This window comes from Paludisphaera borealis, from assembly GCF_001956985.1.
GTDB lineage: Bacteria > Planctomycetota > Planctomycetia > Isosphaerales > Isosphaeraceae > Paludisphaera > Paludisphaera borealis.
The window spans coordinates 35,801-53,712 of the sequence record NZ_CP019082.1 but is presented as its reverse complement, the minus strand read 5'-3'; the positions used below and the strand labels follow the sequence as shown (position 1 = coordinate 53,712).

Sequence of the window (17,912 nt, the reverse complement as noted above, 5' to 3'; positions counted from 1 at the left end):
CAGAAGACAAGGCGGGCGAGTCGCCGACGATCTCGGCCGGCTCGCCCGCGATTCGAGATTTTTTCCCCAACGAGTTTCAGGGAGAGTGCAGCGTGCCGTATCGCGTGCTGGTGACCGACAAGCTGGCCGAGGAAGGGCTGGCGCTTCTGCGGGCCGAGAAAGACGTCGAGCTGATCATCGACACGAAGCTGGCCAAGGACCCCAAGGCCCTCCGCGAGGCGCTCAAGGAGGCCGACGGCATCGCGATCCGGTCCGGGACGCAGCTCACGGCCGAGATTTTGGCCGATCAGCCCCGGCTCAAGGCGATCGTCCGGGCGGGGGTCGGGGTCGACAACATCGACGTCCCCGCCGCGACCCGCCAGGGGATCGTGGTCATGAACACGCCGGGGGGCAACACGGTCTCGACGGCCGAACACACGTTGGCGCTGATGCTCTCGCTCGCCCGCAACGTCCCCAAGGCGAATGAAAGCCTGAAGGCCGGCAAGTGGGATCGCAACAGCCTCACCGGCACCCAGCTTGAGGGCAAGACGCTGGGCGTCGTCGGTCTCGGCCGCGTCGGGCTGGCGGTCGCCAAGCGGGCGCTCGGGTTCGACATGACGGTGATCGGCTACGATCCGCTGATGTCGCCCGAGAAGGCCCTGGAGCACGGCGTCGAGAGCGTGAGCCGGCTCGAAGACCTCTGGCCGCGTTGCGATTTCATCACGCTTCACACCCCGCTGACCCCCGAGACCCGGCACGTCGTGAGCGCCGCGGCGATCGCGTCAATGAAGCCGACCGCCCGGATCATCAACTGCGCCCGGGGCGGCCTGATCGACGAGGCCGCGCTGATCGAAGCGCTTAACGCCGGCAAGGCCGCCGGCGCGGCGATCGACGTCTACGAAGCCGAGCCGCCGGCGGTCGACGATCCGCTCGTCATCCATCCCAAGACGGTCGTCACGCCCCACCTCGGCGCGTCGACCGAGGAGGCGCAGGTGTCGGTGGCCGTCGAGGCCGCCAAGCTGCTTTGCGACTACCTGATTCGCGGCCAGGTCAAGTTCTCGGTCAACACGCCGACGCTCGACCGCGCCGAGCTGGCCGACCTCAAGAGCTATCTCGACCTCGCCTGGCGGCTGGGCATGCTGCACACGCAGATGGACCGCGGCGCGATCACCAAGGCCCGGCTGATCTACCGCGGCGAAGTCGCGCTCAAGAACACCAAGCTGATCACCGCCGCATTCGCCGCCGGCCTGATGGAATCGGCCCTCGAACAGTCCGTCAATCTCGTCAACGCCTTGCCGCTCGCCCGCGAGCGCGGGTTGATCATCGAGGAGCAGACCGCCGAGGCGCCGGGCGACTTCGGCACGTTGATCCAGGCCGAGGTGACGACCGAGCGGAAGACCTACGTCGCCGCCGGCACCCTGTTCGGCAAGCAGTTCCTCCGGTTGGTCCGCCTGGGCTCGTACCACCTCGACGCCCACATGGACGGCTCGATGCTGATCTTCACCCACCACGACCGCCCGGGGCTGATCGGCTTCATCGGCAAGACGTTCGGCGACCACGGCGTCAACATCGCCCAGATGAACGTCGGCCGCGAGCAGCAGGGGGGCGAGGCCATCGGCGTCGTCAACCTCGACAGCGTCCCCGACGAGGCGGCCCTCGACGCCGTCCGCAAGCACAAGGACGTCATCAGCATCAGCCTCATCAAGCTCCCCGCCCCCGGCGAGCTGCCGAGCTGGCTGAGCGCCTGAGAGAAGTCAGAAGTCGTCGTGCAACGCAAAACACCCACGACCTCCGAACGGGAGGACGTGGGTGTTCGTTTTAGTCCACCGCTCCCGCTCGGCTCACTTCAGCGCGACGGTGACGGTCTTATGCTCGGTGTAGTTCTCGAGCGCGGCTTCGCCGAGTTCGCGGCCGATGCCGCTGGACTTGAAGCCGCCGAACGGCGCGGCGGCGTCGAAGACGTCGTAGCAGTTGATCCAGACGGTGCCGGCGCGGATCCGGTCGGCCAGGGCGTGGGCTTTGCCGATGTCGCGCGACCAGACGGCGGCGGCGAGGCCGTAGTCGGTCGTATTCGCCCGCTTGATCACTTCCTCGACGTCCTTGAACCTTAGCACCTGCATCACCGGCCCGAAGATCTCGTCAGTGGCGATCGCCATGTCGTCTTTCACTTCGGAGAAGATCGTCGGCTTGATGAAGTAGCCTTCGGTGCCCGACCGTTCGCCGCCGGTCACGCACTTGGCGCCTTGCTCCTTGCCCTTGTCGATGTACGACAGGATCTTCTTGAACTGGTTCTCGTCGATCTGCGGCCCCTGGTCGGTGTCGTCCGCGAACGGGTCGCCGACCTTCCGCTTCTTGGTGGCCTCGGCCAGCTTGTCGACCATCTTGTCGTAGATCGAATCCTGGACGAACAGCCGGCTGCCGGCGCAGCAGCACTGGCCCTGGTTGAGATACAGGCCGAGCATCGCGCCGTCGACGGCCGCGTCGATGTCGGCGTCGGCGAACACGATGTTCGGGCTCTTGCCGCCGAGTTCCAGCGTCACCCGCTTCATGGTGTCGGCCGCGTTCTTCATGATCAGCTTGCCGGTCGAGGTCTCGCCGGTGAACGCGATCTTGTCGACCCCCTTATGCGCCACGAGCGGCGCGCCGGCGGTCTCGCCGAAGCCGGGGACGATGTTGATCACGCCGGCGGGGAACCCCGCCTCCATCGCCAGCTCGCCCAGCCGGAGGGCCGTCAGCGGGGTCTGTTCGGCCGGCTTGAGGATGACCGTGCAGCCGGCGGCGAGCGCCGGGCCCCACTTCCAGGCGACCATCAGCAGGGGGAAGTTCCAGGGGATGATCTGGCCGACCACGCCCACCGGCTCGCGCTTGCTGTAGCAGAAATAGTCCCCGCGCACGGGGATGGTCTTGCCCGTGATCTTGTCGGCCCAGCCGGCGTAGTACCGGAAGCAGTCGACGACCAGCGGCAGGTCGCCGTTGCGGCTCTCCTTGAGCGGCTTGCCGTTGTCGAGGCTCTCCAGCTCGGCGAGTTCGTCGATGTGCTGCTCGACCAGGTCGGCCAGCTTGTACAGCAGCCGGCCGCGGTCGCGGGCGTCCATCGTCCGCCACGGACCGGAGTCGAACGCCTTCCGCGCGGCCTTGACCGCGAGGTCGATGTCGGCGGCCGACCCCTCGGCGACCTGGGCGATCTCCTTCTCCGTCGCCGGATTGATCGTGGCGAACGTCTTGCCGCTCACGCTGTCGCGGAACTTGCCGTCGATCAGCAGCTTCGTCTGATGAGACGCCGCCGCTTTCTTTCGCGGTTTGGTGACAGTGGCCATGCACACTCCCTTTCGATGATGTCCGGGCGGATCGGAGAGAGGAAGGGAAACGCGTCCGCCGCTCGCAGGCGGGCCGTCCAACGTTGAGTCGCCACCAGGCATCTTACGGCCGACCCAAAGCCCATTCAACCCGCGCGCAGGCGGCCGCCCATCACTCGACTTCGGGACGACTCACCACGGAGGATGAAGCCGGGCGCCACGTACTCCCACCGACACTACACAATCAGTTGCCGATGCGATGATCCCTTCTCCCCCCGGGAGAAGGTGCCCCGCAGGGGCGGATGAGGGTCGTGGGATTTCGAGGTGCATATCGAGGTAGGAGCGACTTCGCGGACCGCGATCCGTGGGGCGGGCCACGACCATCGCCCGGCCGTTCCGGCCACCCTGGAGCGGGAATGCCACCACTCGCTGTGTTTATCCTTAATATCCGCAAGCTTGCCGTAAGCCGCCCTCTGTCTTACCAGAATATTTGTTTAATTAAGGTGGGCAGGCGACATCCTTATCCTCAGAGGCTTCATCGACGACGCCCCCCTCCCTCCGAGGAGATCGCCCCGCCATGGCCACCGACGCCCAGATCCAGGCCAACCGCGCCAACGCCAAGAAAAGCTGCGGACCGAAATCCGACGACGGCAAGGCCCGATCGCGGCTGAACGCCCTCAAACACGGCCTGTGCGCCAAAACCGTCAACCCGATCCTGCCGCACGAAGACCCGGCCGAGCTGGAAGCCAAGATCCAGGAGTGGATCGACGACTACCAGCCGACCAACGCCGTCGAGCGCGAGCTGATCACTCGGGCCGCGCGGTTGTCGTGGACCCTCGATCGGGCCGAGCGGTACGAGACCGCCGTGCTGGCGCGAAGAGTGCGCAAGGCGATGCTCCGATCGAAGGCGAAGCGCACCGAGAAGGTCTGCGACCTCGGCCGCAAGCTGTTCTACATGGCGGGGAAGCGGCTGCTGCCGACCTCCGGCCCGGCGTGGTCCGACGACCCCTCGGCCTTCGTCGCCCGGCTCGAAGAATCGCCCGAAGGCGTCCGCTGGCTGCTCGACCGCTGGGTCGAGATGCGCTGTTTGATCATCTCGAACGAGAACTGGACCTTCCTCGACCAGTTCAAGTTCGTCCGACTGCTCGGCAAGCAGCCGCTCGCCGCGATCGACGATCCCGAGCTGAACGAGATTTTCCTCGCCTGGGAGACGATCGAGGAGGTGTGGGGAACGCGGTTCTGGCACCAGATGCAAGAACTGACGCCGTACGAAGATCCGGCCTTCAGCGCCTGGCGGGTCTGGCGCGAGATCGTGCCGCGTCCCGAAAGTCCCGAGGCCGGCGTCGCGTTCCTCCGGGGGATCGCCGAGCGCGAAGTCGAACGGCTGCAAGACCTGCTCGTCGACCTCGAAGAGATCGAAGGGGACGACGCGCTCGAACTGGCCGAGCAAGCCTCGTTCTGCACCAGCGACGCCGCCGAGCGGCTGCGACGGTTTCAGACCGCCCGGACCCGCGAGCTGCTCCGCACGATCGACCTGCTGGCGAAGCTCCGCAAGGCCGAGGCCCAGGCTTCGAAACCCGAGAAAAAAGCGTCGAAGGAACCCAATCCGCCGGCCCCCCGCAAGCCCGCCGCGCGCCCGTCGTCGTACCGGTCCGACCCGATCGAAACCCTGGTCGCCGAAGGGATGACCGACTACCTGGCGAAGCTCCTTGAGGCCGGTGAACGGCCTTCGAGAACCCCCAAAATCGGCGCGAACGAAGCCAATCCGCTGAGTCCGACGAGCGGCGGACCCGGTGCCAGGGCAGGGGGCTGAGCCCCCGAACTACAAACCATCGTGACGCCGTGGGGACCCCCGGCCTCATGAAAATGGGCTCGCGATCGGCCACGGGGGCCGAATACAAGCCCGAAGCGCCAGCGAGCGCATTCCCCCTGAATACAAACCGTCATGACGTTGCGGCGACACCCGGCCTCATGAAAATGGGGTATCGCGTCGGCCGGGTCCGAATACAAGCCCGAAGCGCCAGCGAGTGCATTCCCCCGAATGACAAACATGCCTCCTGAAGCTGAAATCGCTCGCCGCTCACACGGCTCCCGCTTGGTCCTGAGCCACGATGACGTAATGGGCGGCTGCCTCCAGGTCATCTTGGTTGTTGATCCATCGACAACTGGCCCCTTCGGTCCAGAACCGGGTTCGTGTCGGGTTGTCCGCCTTCAGTCGACGGGTACACCAGGCTTTGAATTGATCGCGAACAGCCCCAGGCCGATATCCGCGCGCGGTCACAACGACATGAACATGGTTCGTTCGCACGTTGATGGCATGCAGCGGCCAGCTCCGGATGCGACAATGCTCGCGAACCGTGTCTTCGACCAATCGCCGGTTCACCTCCGAGAGACGGAACTCGGATTCTCTCATCCGCGATCGAGCCATCTCGACGAACAAGGGATTCGCGTGCTGGATGTCGGATTCAGATTTCCGGTTCCAACCTCGATCGTCCCCGTGGAGCCAGGTTCCATACGTGGTCCAGGTTAGAAAGTAAGCCAACGGCTCGTCGGTGTTGAACTTGTGGGAAAGGTCTCCGTTCATGGGTTGAACAGCTCCTTTTGCAGACTGACTTGGCCCAGAGTCCTGATCGACAGGGCATGCACTCGCTGGCGCTTCGGGCTTGTATTCGGCCCCCGTGGCCGATCGCGAGCCCATTCTCATGAGGCCGGGTGTGCCCACGGCGTCATGCAAGGCTGTTTTGAAATTAGCTCTTGAGACGAACTTTGAGATCACCCAGAGCCCATATTTTCACGAGGCCGGGTGCCCTACGGCGTCATGATGATCTGGATTCGGGGGCATGCACTCGCTGGCGCTTCGGGCTTGTAGTTCAGGGGGGGCATGCACTCGCTGGCGCTTCGGGCTTGTAGTTCAGGGGGAGCATGCACTCGCTGGCGCTTCGGGCTGTCATTCGGGGGCATGCACTCGCTGGCGCTTCGGGCTTGTAGTTCGGGGGGGGCATGCACTCGCTGGCGCTTCGGGCTTGTAGTTCAGGGGGAGCATGCACTCGCTGGCGCTTCGGGCTGGCAATGCAATTCAAGGGTGGTTGCATCGTCTCTTCGCGCCGGTCGGCCAAACGGCGGGGCTACGGGCGTTGTTGGAATGGAGGAGCGGGGATACACTGGTTTGGACGAACTTTGGATGAAGGAGCGGGCCTTCCGCGATGAGCGGGACGGCACCGACTTCCGGTTGGTTGGTAAACGATCGAATATTCAGTCGAGGCTCGATGCGATGGCGACGACCCCTTTTGTGAAGTCTCAGCGGCTTCAGAAGCTTCCTCCGTACCTGTTTGCGGAGATTGACAAGAAGAAGAAAGCCGCCATCGCCGCGGGACGCGACATCATCAACCTCGGCGTCGGCGACCCCGACCGGCCGACGCCCCGGCCGATCATCGAGAGCTTGCAGCACCACGTCGAGAACCCCGCGTTCCACCAGTACGCCCTCGACCAAGGAGCGCCCGAGCTGCGCAAGTCGATCGCGGCGTTCTGCAAGAAGCGGTACGGCCTGGACTTGAACCCGGACACCGAGATCCTGCCGTTGATCGGGTCGAAGGAGGGCATCGCCCACTTCCCGCTCGCGGTGCTCAATCCGTCGGAGATCAGCCTGGTCCCCGACCCGTGCTATCCGGTGTATCGGTCGAGCAGCATGTTCGCCGGGGCCGACGTCTACACGATGCCGCTGGAGCGGTCGCTGGGCTTCCGGCCCGACCTCGACGCGATCCCGGCCGACGTCTACGCGCTCGCCCGGCTGATGTTCCTCAACTTCCCCAACAACCCGACCGGCGGCACGGCCGACCTCGCGTATTTCGAGAAGGTGGTCGACCTGGCGAAGACTCACGATTTCGTGATCGCCCAGGACGCCGCCTACAACGAGATGTACTTCGACAAGCCGGCCCCCAGCATCTTGCAGGTCCCCGGCGCGAAGGACGTGGCCGTCGAGTTCCACAGCCTGTCGAAGACCTTCAACATGACGGGCTGGCGCGTCGGTTTCGCGATCGGCGGCGCGCCGCTCATCGCGGCGTTGGGCCAGGTGAAGGCGAACACCGATTCGGGCATCTTCACGGCGATCCAGTTCGCGGCCAAGACGGCCCTCGACCAGTACGACGAGCTGACCCCGCCGATCCGGGCGTTGTACAAGGAACGCCGCGACGCGTTCGTGGGCGCGCTTCGCAAGCTCGGCTGGGACGTGCCGTCGCCCGAGGCGACCTTCTACGTCTGGATTCCCTGCCCGAAGGGCTATTCGTCCACCGACCTGTGCGCACGGATTCTCGAAGAGGCCGACGTGGTGACCACGCCGGGCCTTGGCTTCGGCCGGACGGCCGACGGCTACATCCGCGCTGCGCTGACGGTCGAGACGCCTCGGCTCCTCGAAGCCGTTGAACGCATCGGCAAACTCAGCCTTTGATCTGGGCCGGCTTCGAAACGAGGACGGCATGAGCACTGGTTCGCTGGCGATCGTCGGTCTGGGGAGCAATCTGGGAGACCGCGGCGCGATCCTCGACGAGGCTCTCGACGCGCTCCAGGCGGAGCCCCACGTCCATCTGCATACGATCAGCTCGTATTATGAGTCGCCGCCGATCGGTGGGCCGTCGGGGCAGGGGCCGTTCCTCAACGCCGCGGCGTTGCTGGAGCCGGCCCTCGACCCCCTGAGTCTCCTCGAACTGCTGCACCGGATCGAGGCGCGGTTCGGCCGCGAGCGGACGGAGCGGTGGGGCTCCCGGACGCTCGACCTGGACCTGCTGCTCTACGGCGAGGAGGTGCGGCGGACGCCCCAGATCATCGTGCCGCACCCGCGCCTGGCGTTCCGTCGGTTCGCCCTGGTGCCAGCCGTCGAGGTCGCCCCCTGGTCGATCGATCCCCACACCGGGCTGACCATCAACGAACTGCTCACGAGCCTGGACCGCCGGCCCAGCCTGGTGGCCCTGACCGCCGTCGACCCGGCGGACGCAGCATCGGTCGAGTTGGTCGCGCGCGTTCAACGCGACGTCGTCGACCGGCTCGGGGCCGTGGCCTTGAAGCGGGGGGAGCCGGCCGGCTCCTCTGGAACGGTCGCGCCGGCCCACCTTTGCGACCGGCATTACGCCGAGGTCCAGGCGATCGCCCGGCGGACCGACGCCGGCGAGTGGTCGCGGAACGTCCCGGGCGAGGACTGGCTGGTCGCCGACTTCAGCCTGGATCTGGAGCTGCAACGAGGGGCGACGATGGAGCGGAACGAGGCGGCGGCCGACGACGCGGCCTGGAAGCACGTCTGGAACCTGTTCACCTACCAGCGCGCCGCCGAAGCCGCCGTGGCCCGGGCGCTGCCGCCGACGTTCGTGGTCTTGATCGGAAAACCGGCCGAGGCGGCCGCCGTCCGCGATCGCGGGTTCCCCCGGCCGATCCTGATACCGGACTCGACCGACCCCGAGGGAATCGCCGCCGAGATCGTCACGACGTGCGGGGCGACCCGTTCCTGATCAATCGAGGCCGGCGGCGAGGGCCGACGCTTGGCGGACCGCCGGGGCGACGTATACTGCTTTTAGAACACCTCACAGCACAGCGAGCATCGAGGCGGCGTCGGAATCATGGCCAAGAAAGACGCGGGGAAGTCCTCAGCCAAGGGCAAGGAAAGGCATGACGCGGAGGGCGTCAAGATCGTCGCGCGCAACCGCAAGGCGCGGCACGACTACGACCTGCTCGAAAAGGTCGAGGCCGGCATCGTCCTGACCGGCACGGAGGTCAAGAGCCTCCGCAACGGGAAAGCCAACCTGGAAGACGCCTACGCCGAGATCACCAGGGGCGAAATCTGGCTGCTGGGCTGCGACATCCCCGAGTACCTCCAGGCCAACCGGATGAACCACGTCCCCAAGCGGCCTCGCAAGCTGCTTCTGCACCGTAAGGAGATCGAGAAGCTCGGGACCAAGTCGGGCGAGCGGGGCCTGACCCTGATCCCCCTGTCCATCTACTTCAAGAAAGGCATGGCCAAGGTCGAAATCTCGATCGCCAAGGGCCGCAAGACCTTCGACAAGCGCGAGGCGCTCAAGAAACAAGACGCCAAGCGCGACATCGACCGCGCCCTGCGGCGCGGGTGACGCGAAGCGACGCGAATTGCGAACCTACTTGACCTGGGCGACGTAGTGATCATAATGTCGGTGGCTCGATTCGCAAACCACCGCGAGTCGAGTCGATGAAACCGCATTCGGGGGCGAACCAGGATCGACCGGATGTCCGAAGTGAACGGTGGCGTGCCGAGGTTGGTCAGCGGGCCTCGTAAAAAGCCGACTAAAATTTAACTGCCAACACCACTGTTGGTCTCCGTCTCGCTGCCTAAAAAACAGCAACGGCCTCGCGCCGAGTCTTCTCCCGAGAGACCCGGCCGGGGACGCCAATTCGGGACAGCCTTGGCCTAACCGCTTGTTGCCGCCCGGGTTAAATTCATGACGAGCTAAGCCGCAAGGGATCCTGCCGACCGGAGCCCCCAGGCCGACAATCAAACGATCGGCTACGCACGTAGAAGCCCTCACAGACGCTTCTCGGGACGCGGGTGCAATTCCCGCCGCCTCCATAACTTGCGTCAAATGCCAGCTCCTGACTGGCGACGCCAGGAAACGACGAAACCCCTTCCCCGGAAGGGGTTTTTTCGTTTTCCGGGCCTTCCTCGTCGTCGTCGTTGCTGCCAGCCGCTGACAGCTCCTGCCCCGAAGCGCCGCCCGAAACCCGGCCAATACCCGGCCACGAGGTTTTTGATGCGTTCGGTAGCGGCAGCCCGGCCAGGGCCGCCGCCTGGTCGTCCAGCCCGATATGGGTGTACTTCATCGTCATCCGCACGTCGGCGTGCCGGGCCAGCTCGCGCGCCTCGACCAGCGTTGCCCCGTTCCTGAGCAGGCCGGTGATGTGGCTGTGCCGGCCGGCGGCGTGGAAATCGGCAATGCCCTCGTGCGTTTCGTAGGGGATGCTGATCCGCTCCAGATCGAGCTTCACCATCAACCAGGTTTTCTTGCGTTCGATGCGGGGGAACAGCAGGTCGTCCGGACCGAGATTTTGCACCCATTCACGCACCATGATGGCCAGTTCCGGGTGGATTGGCAGTGTGTCTTCGCGTCGGTGTTTCGAGCAGGCGGCGGCGACTTTCAGAATCGGCTGCTGGTCGTCGAGCCGGAAGGAGCGGGGGGTCAGGCTGCCCAGCTCCTGCCGCCGCAAACCGGTGAAGAAGCTGGTGAGGTAGGCCCGCGCCCGCAGCTCGCCGTCGTAGCTCTGGATGACGCGGCCCGAATCCCGCGCCGATTGCACCAGCCGCGAAACTTCCTCCGGCGTCAGCGCCCGCCGTTTATGGCGGATGTCGGTTTCGCTGTTCAGCCGCTCGATGCCGGCCACCGGGTTGGCGGGCAGGCGCTTTGTCGCCACGAGCCACTTGCCGAATTCATCGATCGCCTGGAGGTAATGGTTGTAGGTGCGCGCGCCCAAATCTTCGTCGCGCCGGATCGCCTTCAGGCACTCCTCCACCGCTTCCGCGTCCATCTCGCCGACGGTGGCGAAGCCGCAGCCCTCGACCAGCCGCCGCACCCGCGTCATCGTGAGTTTGCGATGTTTCGGGGTCGTGTTGTCCATGCTCCGCTCGAACGCGGCGAGGTGATCGGCCGTCGGCGATTGCCGGATGGCCAGGAGCCGTTCCTCCGCCGGGTCGATCATCCCGCGCTTGCGTAGCAGCACTTCGTTTTCGAGCTTGGCCGCCAGCTGCTCGGTGAGCCCCTTGTCGGTGAAGCCCTTGGCGAAGGCGCGTCCGCCGTCGGCGTCCACGTATTCGATCCAGTAAGGCTTGTTCTTCTTTCCCTTGTCGCGCGAGCGCTTCGAGATCGAGGCCATGACCGGCCCTCCATGGGAAAAACCAGAGCCAACATGCTGATTATACGTTCACAACGATTTCGCGCCAGGGGGACGCGCCGGAAGTCAGGCTTTGGCGTGCGATGCCGGGCAGCCGCGCTCGATCCAGTCCCTGACCTCGCCGGCACGCCAACGTGTGTTGCGGCCAATGCGCAGCGGCGTCGGCACCCTGCCGGCGGAGACCAGCCGCCACAACGTCCGTTCGGACACCCCCATCATCCGCGCCACGTCAACGGCGCAGATCAGCAGCGGTGCAGCGTCGGTGCTCATGGCCGCGGCACCTCCCTGCCGGTGTGCCGCGAAGCACTCGCGCGCCACTGCTCCAATTCCTCGCGGCACACGCGGTAGAACTCACGGTCCGCGTCGGACCATTCTTCCTCGCGAAGGCAAGCCTGGATGATATGCCGGCATCGCCTTGCCATTCGCACCGCCGTTTCGTGAATGCCTGGATCGGCCGGCTGGCTGTCAACGAACATGGATACGCTCCGTGGTGGGACCCTCTTGTTGGTGATAACGGCTACAGCTCGAAACCGTCGTCCTTTTCCTTGCAGGGAACTGGCCTTGCAGGCTCTGCCCGGCTGTCGGCGATATCGGAGAGGGAGGGTTTGCAGGCTGGTTTGCCGCCGGCGTGGCAATCCTCCGGCTCCAGCACCAGCCCATCCCAGCCCGTGCGAAAAACGATGCCCTTGTGAGGGTTGTGCGTGGCCGCGTTCACCAGCTCGGTGAGGATCAGGCCCTTGCCGAGCGCGGCGTCCAGTTGCTCGGGCGTGAAATCCCCGTGACGCAGCGGGTAATAGAGCGCCTCGTAATGCTCCTGGGTGTTGATGCCGAAATCGACCACGGTGGCGATGCTTGGCCAAACATCGAGCATCACGGCTTTGACGAGACTTCGCGTCGTGTCGCGGATGAGGCGGCCGTCTTGCCCTTCTGCCATTTCCGCAGCTTCTGGCTTATCGCTCATGGTGGAAATCCTGAAAGCTGGTGAAAACTCCTCAGTTATCGCATCCTGCACGCCGCCGGTTCCTTCAAACCAGCGTTCCTTCGGCTTGCCCTCGATGACGTTTCTCGTAACCACGCCGCTCTCAACCCAGTCGAACCCGTCCCAATCGACATGCGTTTCCAGCGCTCGCAATTGCTGGGACCGGTCCAGGCCCGACCACGGCGTGACCCAGCGGCCGGGAATATCGTGCTCCACCGCGACGAATTCCGGATTCTCGCGCTCAGAATCCCATTCGCCGAAGAAATCGGCCTGCACCAACCGCTCGATCTGCCGGGCGACGGCCGCCGCCCCCGGCGGTGTCGAGGTGGCTTGCGCATATGCGCCCAGCAGCTTCGAGAACACCTGCTCCAGCAGCTCGCCGTCGTCGCCGTTGGCGTACGCCCAGTGAACCCGGTTTTTCGCCATGACGGCGTACGGCTCCAGCGCCTCCAGCAAAGCGGGGGCGGCGTGCATCAGCCGCAGCCGCCCGTCCGCCTCATACGATTCGCTGAAGGGCAGGCCGGTGATGCGGGAATAGACCGCTTCGGCCTGTTCCCGGCTTTTGAAATCGCCGATCGCCTCGATGCCACCCCCGTCGATATGGCCATAGAGAGTCCAGAAATCGGGCGTTTCGCCGTCCATGGCGATTTCGACATATTCGCCGCCGCCGTCATTTCGCTTTACGCAGCCGCTGATCTCGTAATTGTCGTAGACCGGCTTCGCTTCCATCGAAATCGCTCCGTAGATGACGATGACTGGCTACTTCGAGATGCCCATTTCCTTTTCCAGCTCCCTACCCTGGCCCGGCTCCGGCGGCGAGGACCGGGCGTCGGCTATGTCCGAGAGCGACGGCGGCGCGGGCATCGCCGCCCCGTCGAGATAGGCGCCGCCGAGGTTGGCCTGCCGCATATCGCAGCCGCGGAAGTCGGCCCCGGCCGCTTCGCAGCCCTGCATCTTCGCCCCGTACAGGCTGGCGTCCTGAAAATTCGCCCCCTGGATCTGCGCTCCGCGCAGGTCGCAGAGGCTCATATCGCTGCGCGCGAAGCTGACGCCCCGCAAATCGGCGCCGCGGAAGTCGATCCCCGACAAATTGACGCCGGACATGCTCACGCCGCGAAGGTCGGCGCCGCGCCAATCGACGCGCCGGGCCGGGGAGGAGTCGATGTGCTTCTGGTTATCGCGATCCACTGGTAATGGTCCCTTCCGCCAACCGGTCGAGGCGCAGTGCGCAAGGTTGCTGTTCCTGCAACCGGTTCATTGCATCCAGAATGGTAAAAGTGACGATCGATAGCCGGGCCGGCCGCTCCAGCTCGGGCCTGGCGGCCAGCTCGTGCAGAATGGCAATGGCGGCGGCGAGCGCCGCCTCGTAACGCCCAGCGTCCGGCATGGCGTGCCCCCGATAACGAAAAGGCCATCCGTGGCCGGGAGGGCATGTCACATCGACATGCCCATCTCCTTCTGGTTTTGAAGCTCGTTCTGCTTGCCGCTGTCCAGCTCCGTCGAAGCGGAGGGCCTGCTGGCGGCAATCTCGCTCAGCGTCGGCGGATCAGGCCTGCGATCGGCTGCGATCTCGCCTTGCGTCGGGTTGAGCAGGGTGCCGGGCTCATGCACCTGGATGGACTGCGGAAACGGCTTCAACGCCTCGTACAGCTCATCCGCGCCCTGACGGAAGGCGGCGGCGAGCGTGCCGTCCGCCATGAGCGGTGCGGTCACCACCTCGATCCTGTCGTTGACGGCCTGCTGCGCCGCCCTGATCGTGGCGGCGGCAGCGGCGAAAAAGCCCTCATTCTGCGTCTGATTCGCGTTCTCAGTTGCCATGGTCATTCCTTTCATCGTGGGAAACCCGTCCGGCCGCCCACCCCCCCGAAACGCCGGGAATCATTGCTGGGCGGCCGGTATGGCGACGGGCGGCTAAAGGGAACTCGCAAGCTTTCCCCGAAGCCATTCGGTGAGCCATCAAACGCCCGTGTCGCCGCCGGGCGGTTCATGCCCTCGGGCCGCAAGGCTGGCGCGAGGGCGGCGCTGAACGACGCCAGGCACAGGCTCGCCGCCAGCAACAGCGACGCCGCCGCCAGCCCGGCGACGCCCAGTCGGCCCTGCCTGCCGGTGCCGCCCATGCGGAATTCCGGCGCCTGGTAGTAGCGCAGCAGCCGGCCGGCGATCGGCGGCAGGTTGCGCGTGAGGATCAATTGGAAATCGTCGCCGGCGGTGATCAGCTCGTTGGCGAAGGCCAGCCGCCTGGCCGTGAGCGAATGGTTGACGGTGCTGCTCCATGAGCAGCTGCCCGGGGACTGGCCGTGTGCGCCGTTGCCGGTAGGATGCGACCCGCCCTGCGTGTCGCTGCTGCCGCTGACGACGATCGTGGTGTCGCCCAGCCGCTTGCTCAATTCCTCGGCGGCCTCGTAGGAGGCGATCCCGAAATGCTGCTGAGTGTCGAGGTTTTCGAGGATGGTGGGTGCGCGCTCGCCGAAGCATTTGTTGAGCTGGTCGATCGACTGGAAGAAAAACCACAGCCGGATGCCGTAGCCGCGCATCAGCGTGACCGCGTCCTCGATGATCTGCATCTTGCCCAGATGCGCCGCTTCGTCGAGCAGAAACAGCACCGGCTGCTTCTCGCTGGCCTCGCCTCGCGAGAGCACGCGGATAATAGTGCCTAGCCACATGCGCATGAGCGGCGCCAGCGTCACCAGCCGCTCCGGCGGCAGGATCAGGTAGACCGACACGCGGCCCGTCCGCAGCTCGCGCGGATCGAAGGAGCTGCTCTGCGTGATCACCTGGATGGCGGGCGAATCGAGGAAGTTGGTGTGCCGCTGCACATGCGTCAGAACGGAGTTCAGCTCCTTGTCCTGGAACCAGCTCAGCTGGTCGCCCAGGCGCTGAATGACGCCGTGGCAGCCGTCGAACTGACGCATGAGCGCGACCGCGTTGGCGAAGGCCTCGCGCGACGATACCAGCTTCCTGACCATCTGCAGGTTGCGCAGGCGCTCGTCCTTTTCGTAGGCGCAGGTGAGCGCGATGAAGGCGCAGATCACCAGCTCGGCGCAATCGTTCCAGTGCGGCTCGTGTTCGGTTCCCTGCCGCACTACCAGCATGTTGGCGAGGTCGCGGCAATCGTCGAGGAACGAATCCGATTGCGGGTCGATGAGAGCAAGCGGGTTGATCGATCCCGATGCCTCGCCGGTGATGCGAAAGGGATCGAGCGTGACGATGCGGTGGCCGAATTTGCGACGCCGGTGGCGCGAAGTTTTGAGCGCCAGCTCCCCCTTGGGGTCGGTGACCACGACGCTGCCGCGATAGCTGAGCAGGTTGGGGATCAGCACCGCGACGCCCTTGCCTTTGCCGGCCGGTGCGAAGGTGGCGGCGTGGATCATCCGTTGCAGCCGGATCATCCGCGAGCCACCCCACCGCCGGGTGAAGAAGGCGTGGTAGAACAGGCAGCAGGCCATGTCGGAACGCAGGCGCGGCGATAGCAGGCCCTTGAGCGCCCGCCAGCGCGACATCGGGTCGGTGGCGCCCGTACGGCCGAGGATCAGGCCCTCGTCGGCGAGCATGCCGCTGCGCGCCAGCGTCGCCATGTCGGCCCAGCATGCCGAGCCGTGCGTATCGGCGTCGGGCCGCCAGCGGCGGCGGTACTGGTAGGCGGCGCCCACCGCTGCCAGGAGCATATAGGCCGGGTTCTGCGCGGCGAGAATCACCAGGCTGTGGGCGGCGATGCCGCAGGCAGTGATGAGGATGGCGCGGCAAAGCCGGGCCGTCCATCGACGGATGAATCGCATCTTGTCCTCGCATTCTTGGGGTTATCATGCTGGAAACTCCGAACGGGCGTGATCGAAACGGGGTGAGGGGAGGGCGATCGACCCGTGACCGACCACCTCGACGGTGCAGGGTTCGCTGTTTTCTTGTGAGATGTCCGACGCTTCCGCCCTCCCGGCGTAGATCGCTTTGAGCAGGCAGCTCACGGCGACGGCGTGGAAGACGCTGCCTATCAGGGACGCCGCGTTCAACAACATGGTGGCCTTTGCTTCGCTACCGCGCTCCTGCATCAAGTGGGTCGCATAGGCAAACCAGACATTGAACGCGACGGTAGCAACGAGCATGATGCCGAAACCGAGCTGGGCGAACCGCGAGGGCTCAGGCATGTCATTGCGCATTCGGCGTGCGAAGAACAAACCGACGGCGAATGCGATGACGTGCGGGCGGGCTGACATGACCAACGCCGTGGTAAGTGTCTCGATCATCGATGCCTCCCTTTTGGGTGCTGGTGGGGAACGAGTCATCGGTTAAGAATCAGGTTTCATGCGATCCACCGGCGCCGGCTCGCGCTGAGCCGCCGCCATGGATCGGCAGCTTCGATGTCACCGGGACAGCAGCGAACCCAGGCCGACCAGGGCCGCCACGGCATCGTCCCCCCATCCGACGAGCGGCAGGACATCGGGGATGAAATCGATGGGCGAGATGATGTAGGCGAGGCACAGCCCGGCGGCGATGTACTTGCCGATATTCAGCTTCGCCGGCGGAGCGGGAGGATACGGGTACGGCGAGAAATACGGGTGCGGCGGGCAGCCGCGAGTGTCGATCGGTTGATGCGAGGGCGCTGCCGCCGGCCTGAGCGGCGCGAGCACCGTTGTCGGCAGGTGCCTTCCCTCCGGCAGCCGAGGCTGTGGCAGCGTTTTCATCTGCGAGCAGATCCAGATGCCGCAGACAGCGGCTAGTATCAGCATGATAAGAATCTCCAAGGCTCTTCTCCCTTTGCTTGGGGGTGATGGCCATCCCTGGCCGGGAAATCCGTCAGGACGCCCGCAACGAACGGGCGAGTGCCTGCACTTCCGATCCGTTGTCGCTGAGCTTTCGGGCCTCTCGCCGGATGCGGTCGATGGCCTCGATGATCGTTGTCCAGTCCAGCGCGTCATTGGCGCTGATCGAGATGGAAAGGCCGCCGCCAAGGCGGCAAACCACTCGACCGGCCTTGGGCTTGACCGCGCGCTTGCCGATGCGGTCCCGCACCGCATTGGCGACGGCGTCGCGCTTCAGCCGCCGGTCGGCCACCGCCGCCGCCAGCTCGCGCTGGGAGTCGGCGTCGGGCATGCGGCTGATCTCGTAGGCCGTGCTCTCGGGCACGGCACGCGATTCGACGAGCGTTTGAACGTCTTCCGGCAGCGACAGCAGGGCTTCCGCCCGCGTGATCGCCGCCCCGCTGATGCCCAGCTCTTTCGCCAGCTGCTGCGAGGTGCATTTCTTCAGCAGCTTGAGCTTGGCCAGGGCACGCGCCAGATCCATTGCGGATAGATCGTGGCGGACATGGTTCTCGATCACCCGGTCGGCCAGCAGGTCGGCTTCGTCGGGTTGTCCATCGACGACGATGCAAGGCACCGTCTTCAGGCCGGCAAGCCGGGCGGCGCGCCACCGGCTTTCGCCCGTGGCGATCAGCCAGCAGCGCCGCTCTTCGTCGCGCAGAATCCGCAGAGGCATGAGGATGCCCCTGGCCCGAATCGACGCGGCCAGCCGTTCGATTTCCTCATCGAGGAAGGATTTGCGTGGTTGCGTCGGATCGGGCATCAGCTCCTCGATCGCGACGCTGAGGATCTTGTCCATAAGCGTCCCTCCGAATTGTCAAAGAACGGCGAGGCACGGACGCACCGCGACCGCAGGCCTGGCGGGTTTGCCGGCCGAAGTCGGATGCGGAGCGTTTTGAGTGGCATAGGCTGGTTCACCCAGCCCAACACCGAGCTGCCGGATTGAAGAGAGAATCCGCTGGCGAT

At 65.4% G+C, this 17,912-nt stretch carries 17 protein-coding genes, 1 other RNA gene and 1 pseudogene; 6 read left to right on the top strand and 13 right to left on the bottom strand.

Annotation, left to right across the window (positions count from 1 at the left end; translation table 11 throughout):
- The first annotated feature begins 92 nt into the window (after positions 1 to 92).
- Positions 93 to 1,727 (top strand): phosphoglycerate dehydrogenase, encoded by a 1,635-nt coding sequence (serA, locus tag BSF38_RS00255; protein ID WP_076342933.1) that lies wholly within the window; start codon positions 93 to 95, stop codon positions 1,725 to 1,727.
- A 93-nt stretch (positions 1,728 to 1,820) separates the two neighbouring features.
- On the opposite strand, the gene BSF38_RS00250 is transcribed toward serA, so the two are convergent.
- Positions 1,821 to 3,296 (bottom strand): aldehyde dehydrogenase family protein, encoded by a 1,476-nt coding sequence (locus BSF38_RS00250; RefSeq protein WP_076342932.1) that lies wholly within the window; start codon positions 3,294 to 3,296, stop codon positions 1,821 to 1,823.
- Positions 3,297 to 3,852: 556 nt separating this feature from the next.
- Here BSF38_RS00250 and BSF38_RS00245 point away from each other — a divergent pair.
- Complete coding sequence (locus BSF38_RS00245) at positions 3,853 to 5,088, top strand: hypothetical protein (protein ID WP_076342931.1); 1,236 nt, start codon at positions 3,853 to 3,855, stop codon at positions 5,086 to 5,088.
- A gap of 267 nt (positions 5,089 to 5,355) precedes the next feature.
- On the opposite strand, the gene BSF38_RS30280 is transcribed toward BSF38_RS00245, so the two are convergent.
- The gene (locus BSF38_RS30280; protein WP_076342930.1) at positions 5,356 to 5,859 is read right to left on the bottom strand and encodes a transposase; all 504 of its coding nucleotides are present in this window, start codon (positions 5,857 to 5,859) and stop codon (positions 5,356 to 5,358) included.
- A 687-nt stretch (positions 5,860 to 6,546) separates the two neighbouring features.
- Between BSF38_RS30280 and BSF38_RS00235 the strand changes: the two genes are divergently transcribed.
- The 4 genes from BSF38_RS00235 (at position 6,547) to ssrA (ending at position 9,861) form a co-directional block, all read left to right on the top strand.
- A complete protein-coding gene (locus tag BSF38_RS00235; RefSeq protein WP_076350496.1) occupies positions 6,547 to 7,719 on the top strand; it encodes an LL-diaminopimelate aminotransferase in 1,173 nt (390 codons plus the stop codon).
- A 28-nt stretch (positions 7,720 to 7,747) separates the two neighbouring features.
- Positions 7,748 to 8,770, top strand: a complete 1,023-nt coding sequence (gene folK, locus BSF38_RS00230) for a 2-amino-4-hydroxy-6-hydroxymethyldihydropteridine diphosphokinase (RefSeq protein WP_076342929.1) — start codon at positions 7,748 to 7,750, stop codon at positions 8,768 to 8,770.
- Positions 8,771 to 8,878: 108 nt separating this feature from the next.
- A complete protein-coding gene (smpB, locus tag BSF38_RS00225) occupies positions 8,879 to 9,385 on the top strand; it encodes an SsrA-binding protein SmpB (RefSeq protein ID WP_076342928.1) in 507 nt (168 codons plus the stop codon).
- A 109-nt stretch (positions 9,386 to 9,494) separates the two neighbouring features.
- Positions 9,495 to 9,861, top strand: a transfer-messenger RNA (tmRNA) gene (gene ssrA / locus BSF38_RS00220).
- A gap of 290 nt (positions 9,862 to 10,151) precedes the next feature.
- On the opposite strand, the pseudogene BSF38_RS32530 reads toward ssrA, so the two are convergent.
- The 11 genes and pseudogenes from BSF38_RS32530 to BSF38_RS00170 form a co-directional block, all read right to left on the bottom strand.
- A pseudogene (locus BSF38_RS32530) lies at positions 10,152 to 10,811 on the bottom strand (tyrosine-type recombinase/integrase); the annotation flags it as partial.
- A gap of 429 nt (positions 10,812 to 11,240) precedes the next feature.
- The gene (locus BSF38_RS00210; RefSeq protein WP_076350495.1) at positions 11,241 to 11,444 is read right to left on the bottom strand and encodes a helix-turn-helix transcriptional regulator; all 204 of its coding nucleotides are present in this window, start codon (positions 11,442 to 11,444) and stop codon (positions 11,241 to 11,243) included.
- Complete coding sequence (locus BSF38_RS30490; RefSeq protein ID WP_145951901.1) at positions 11,441 to 11,650, bottom strand: hypothetical protein; 210 nt, start codon at positions 11,648 to 11,650, stop codon at positions 11,441 to 11,443. The genes BSF38_RS00210 and BSF38_RS30490 overlap by 4 nt, the downstream gene beginning before the upstream one ends.
- Positions 11,651 to 11,691: 41 nt before the next feature.
- Positions 11,692 to 12,882, bottom strand: coding sequence for a hypothetical protein (locus BSF38_RS00205; protein ID WP_076342927.1), 1,191 nt, complete (start codon positions 12,880 to 12,882; stop codon positions 11,692 to 11,694).
- A gap of 30 nt (positions 12,883 to 12,912) precedes the next feature.
- Positions 12,913 to 13,341: a pentapeptide repeat-containing protein gene (locus tag BSF38_RS00200; RefSeq protein ID WP_099091931.1), complete on the bottom strand. Its 429-nt coding sequence runs from the start codon at positions 13,339 to 13,341 to the stop codon at positions 12,913 to 12,915.
- Positions 13,328 to 13,540, bottom strand: a complete 213-nt coding sequence (locus tag BSF38_RS00195; RefSeq protein ID WP_076342926.1) for a hypothetical protein — start codon at positions 13,538 to 13,540, stop codon at positions 13,328 to 13,330. The genes BSF38_RS00200 and BSF38_RS00195 overlap by 14 nt, the downstream gene beginning before the upstream one ends.
- Before the next feature lie 47 nt (positions 13,541 to 13,587).
- Positions 13,588 to 13,971: a hypothetical protein gene (locus BSF38_RS00190; protein ID WP_145951900.1), complete on the bottom strand. Its 384-nt coding sequence runs from the start codon at positions 13,969 to 13,971 to the stop codon at positions 13,588 to 13,590.
- An 11-nt stretch (positions 13,972 to 13,982) separates the two neighbouring features.
- Positions 13,983 to 15,929, bottom strand: a complete 1,947-nt coding sequence (locus tag BSF38_RS00185; RefSeq protein ID WP_076342924.1) for a type IV secretory system conjugative DNA transfer family protein — start codon at positions 15,927 to 15,929, stop codon at positions 13,983 to 13,985.
- Positions 15,930 to 15,953: 24 nt separating this feature from the next.
- Positions 15,954 to 16,391, bottom strand: a complete 438-nt coding sequence (locus tag BSF38_RS00180; RefSeq protein ID WP_076342923.1) for a hypothetical protein — start codon at positions 16,389 to 16,391, stop codon at positions 15,954 to 15,956.
- Between the two features lie 117 nt (positions 16,392 to 16,508).
- Positions 16,509 to 16,874: a YkvA family protein gene (locus tag BSF38_RS29710; protein WP_210405664.1), complete on the bottom strand. Its 366-nt coding sequence runs from the start codon at positions 16,872 to 16,874 to the stop codon at positions 16,509 to 16,511.
- A 67-nt stretch (positions 16,875 to 16,941) separates the two neighbouring features.
- A complete protein-coding gene (locus BSF38_RS00170) occupies positions 16,942 to 17,745 on the bottom strand; it encodes a ParB/RepB/Spo0J family partition protein (RefSeq protein WP_076342922.1) in 804 nt (267 codons plus the stop codon).
- Positions 17,746 to 17,912: the final 167 nt, after the last annotated feature.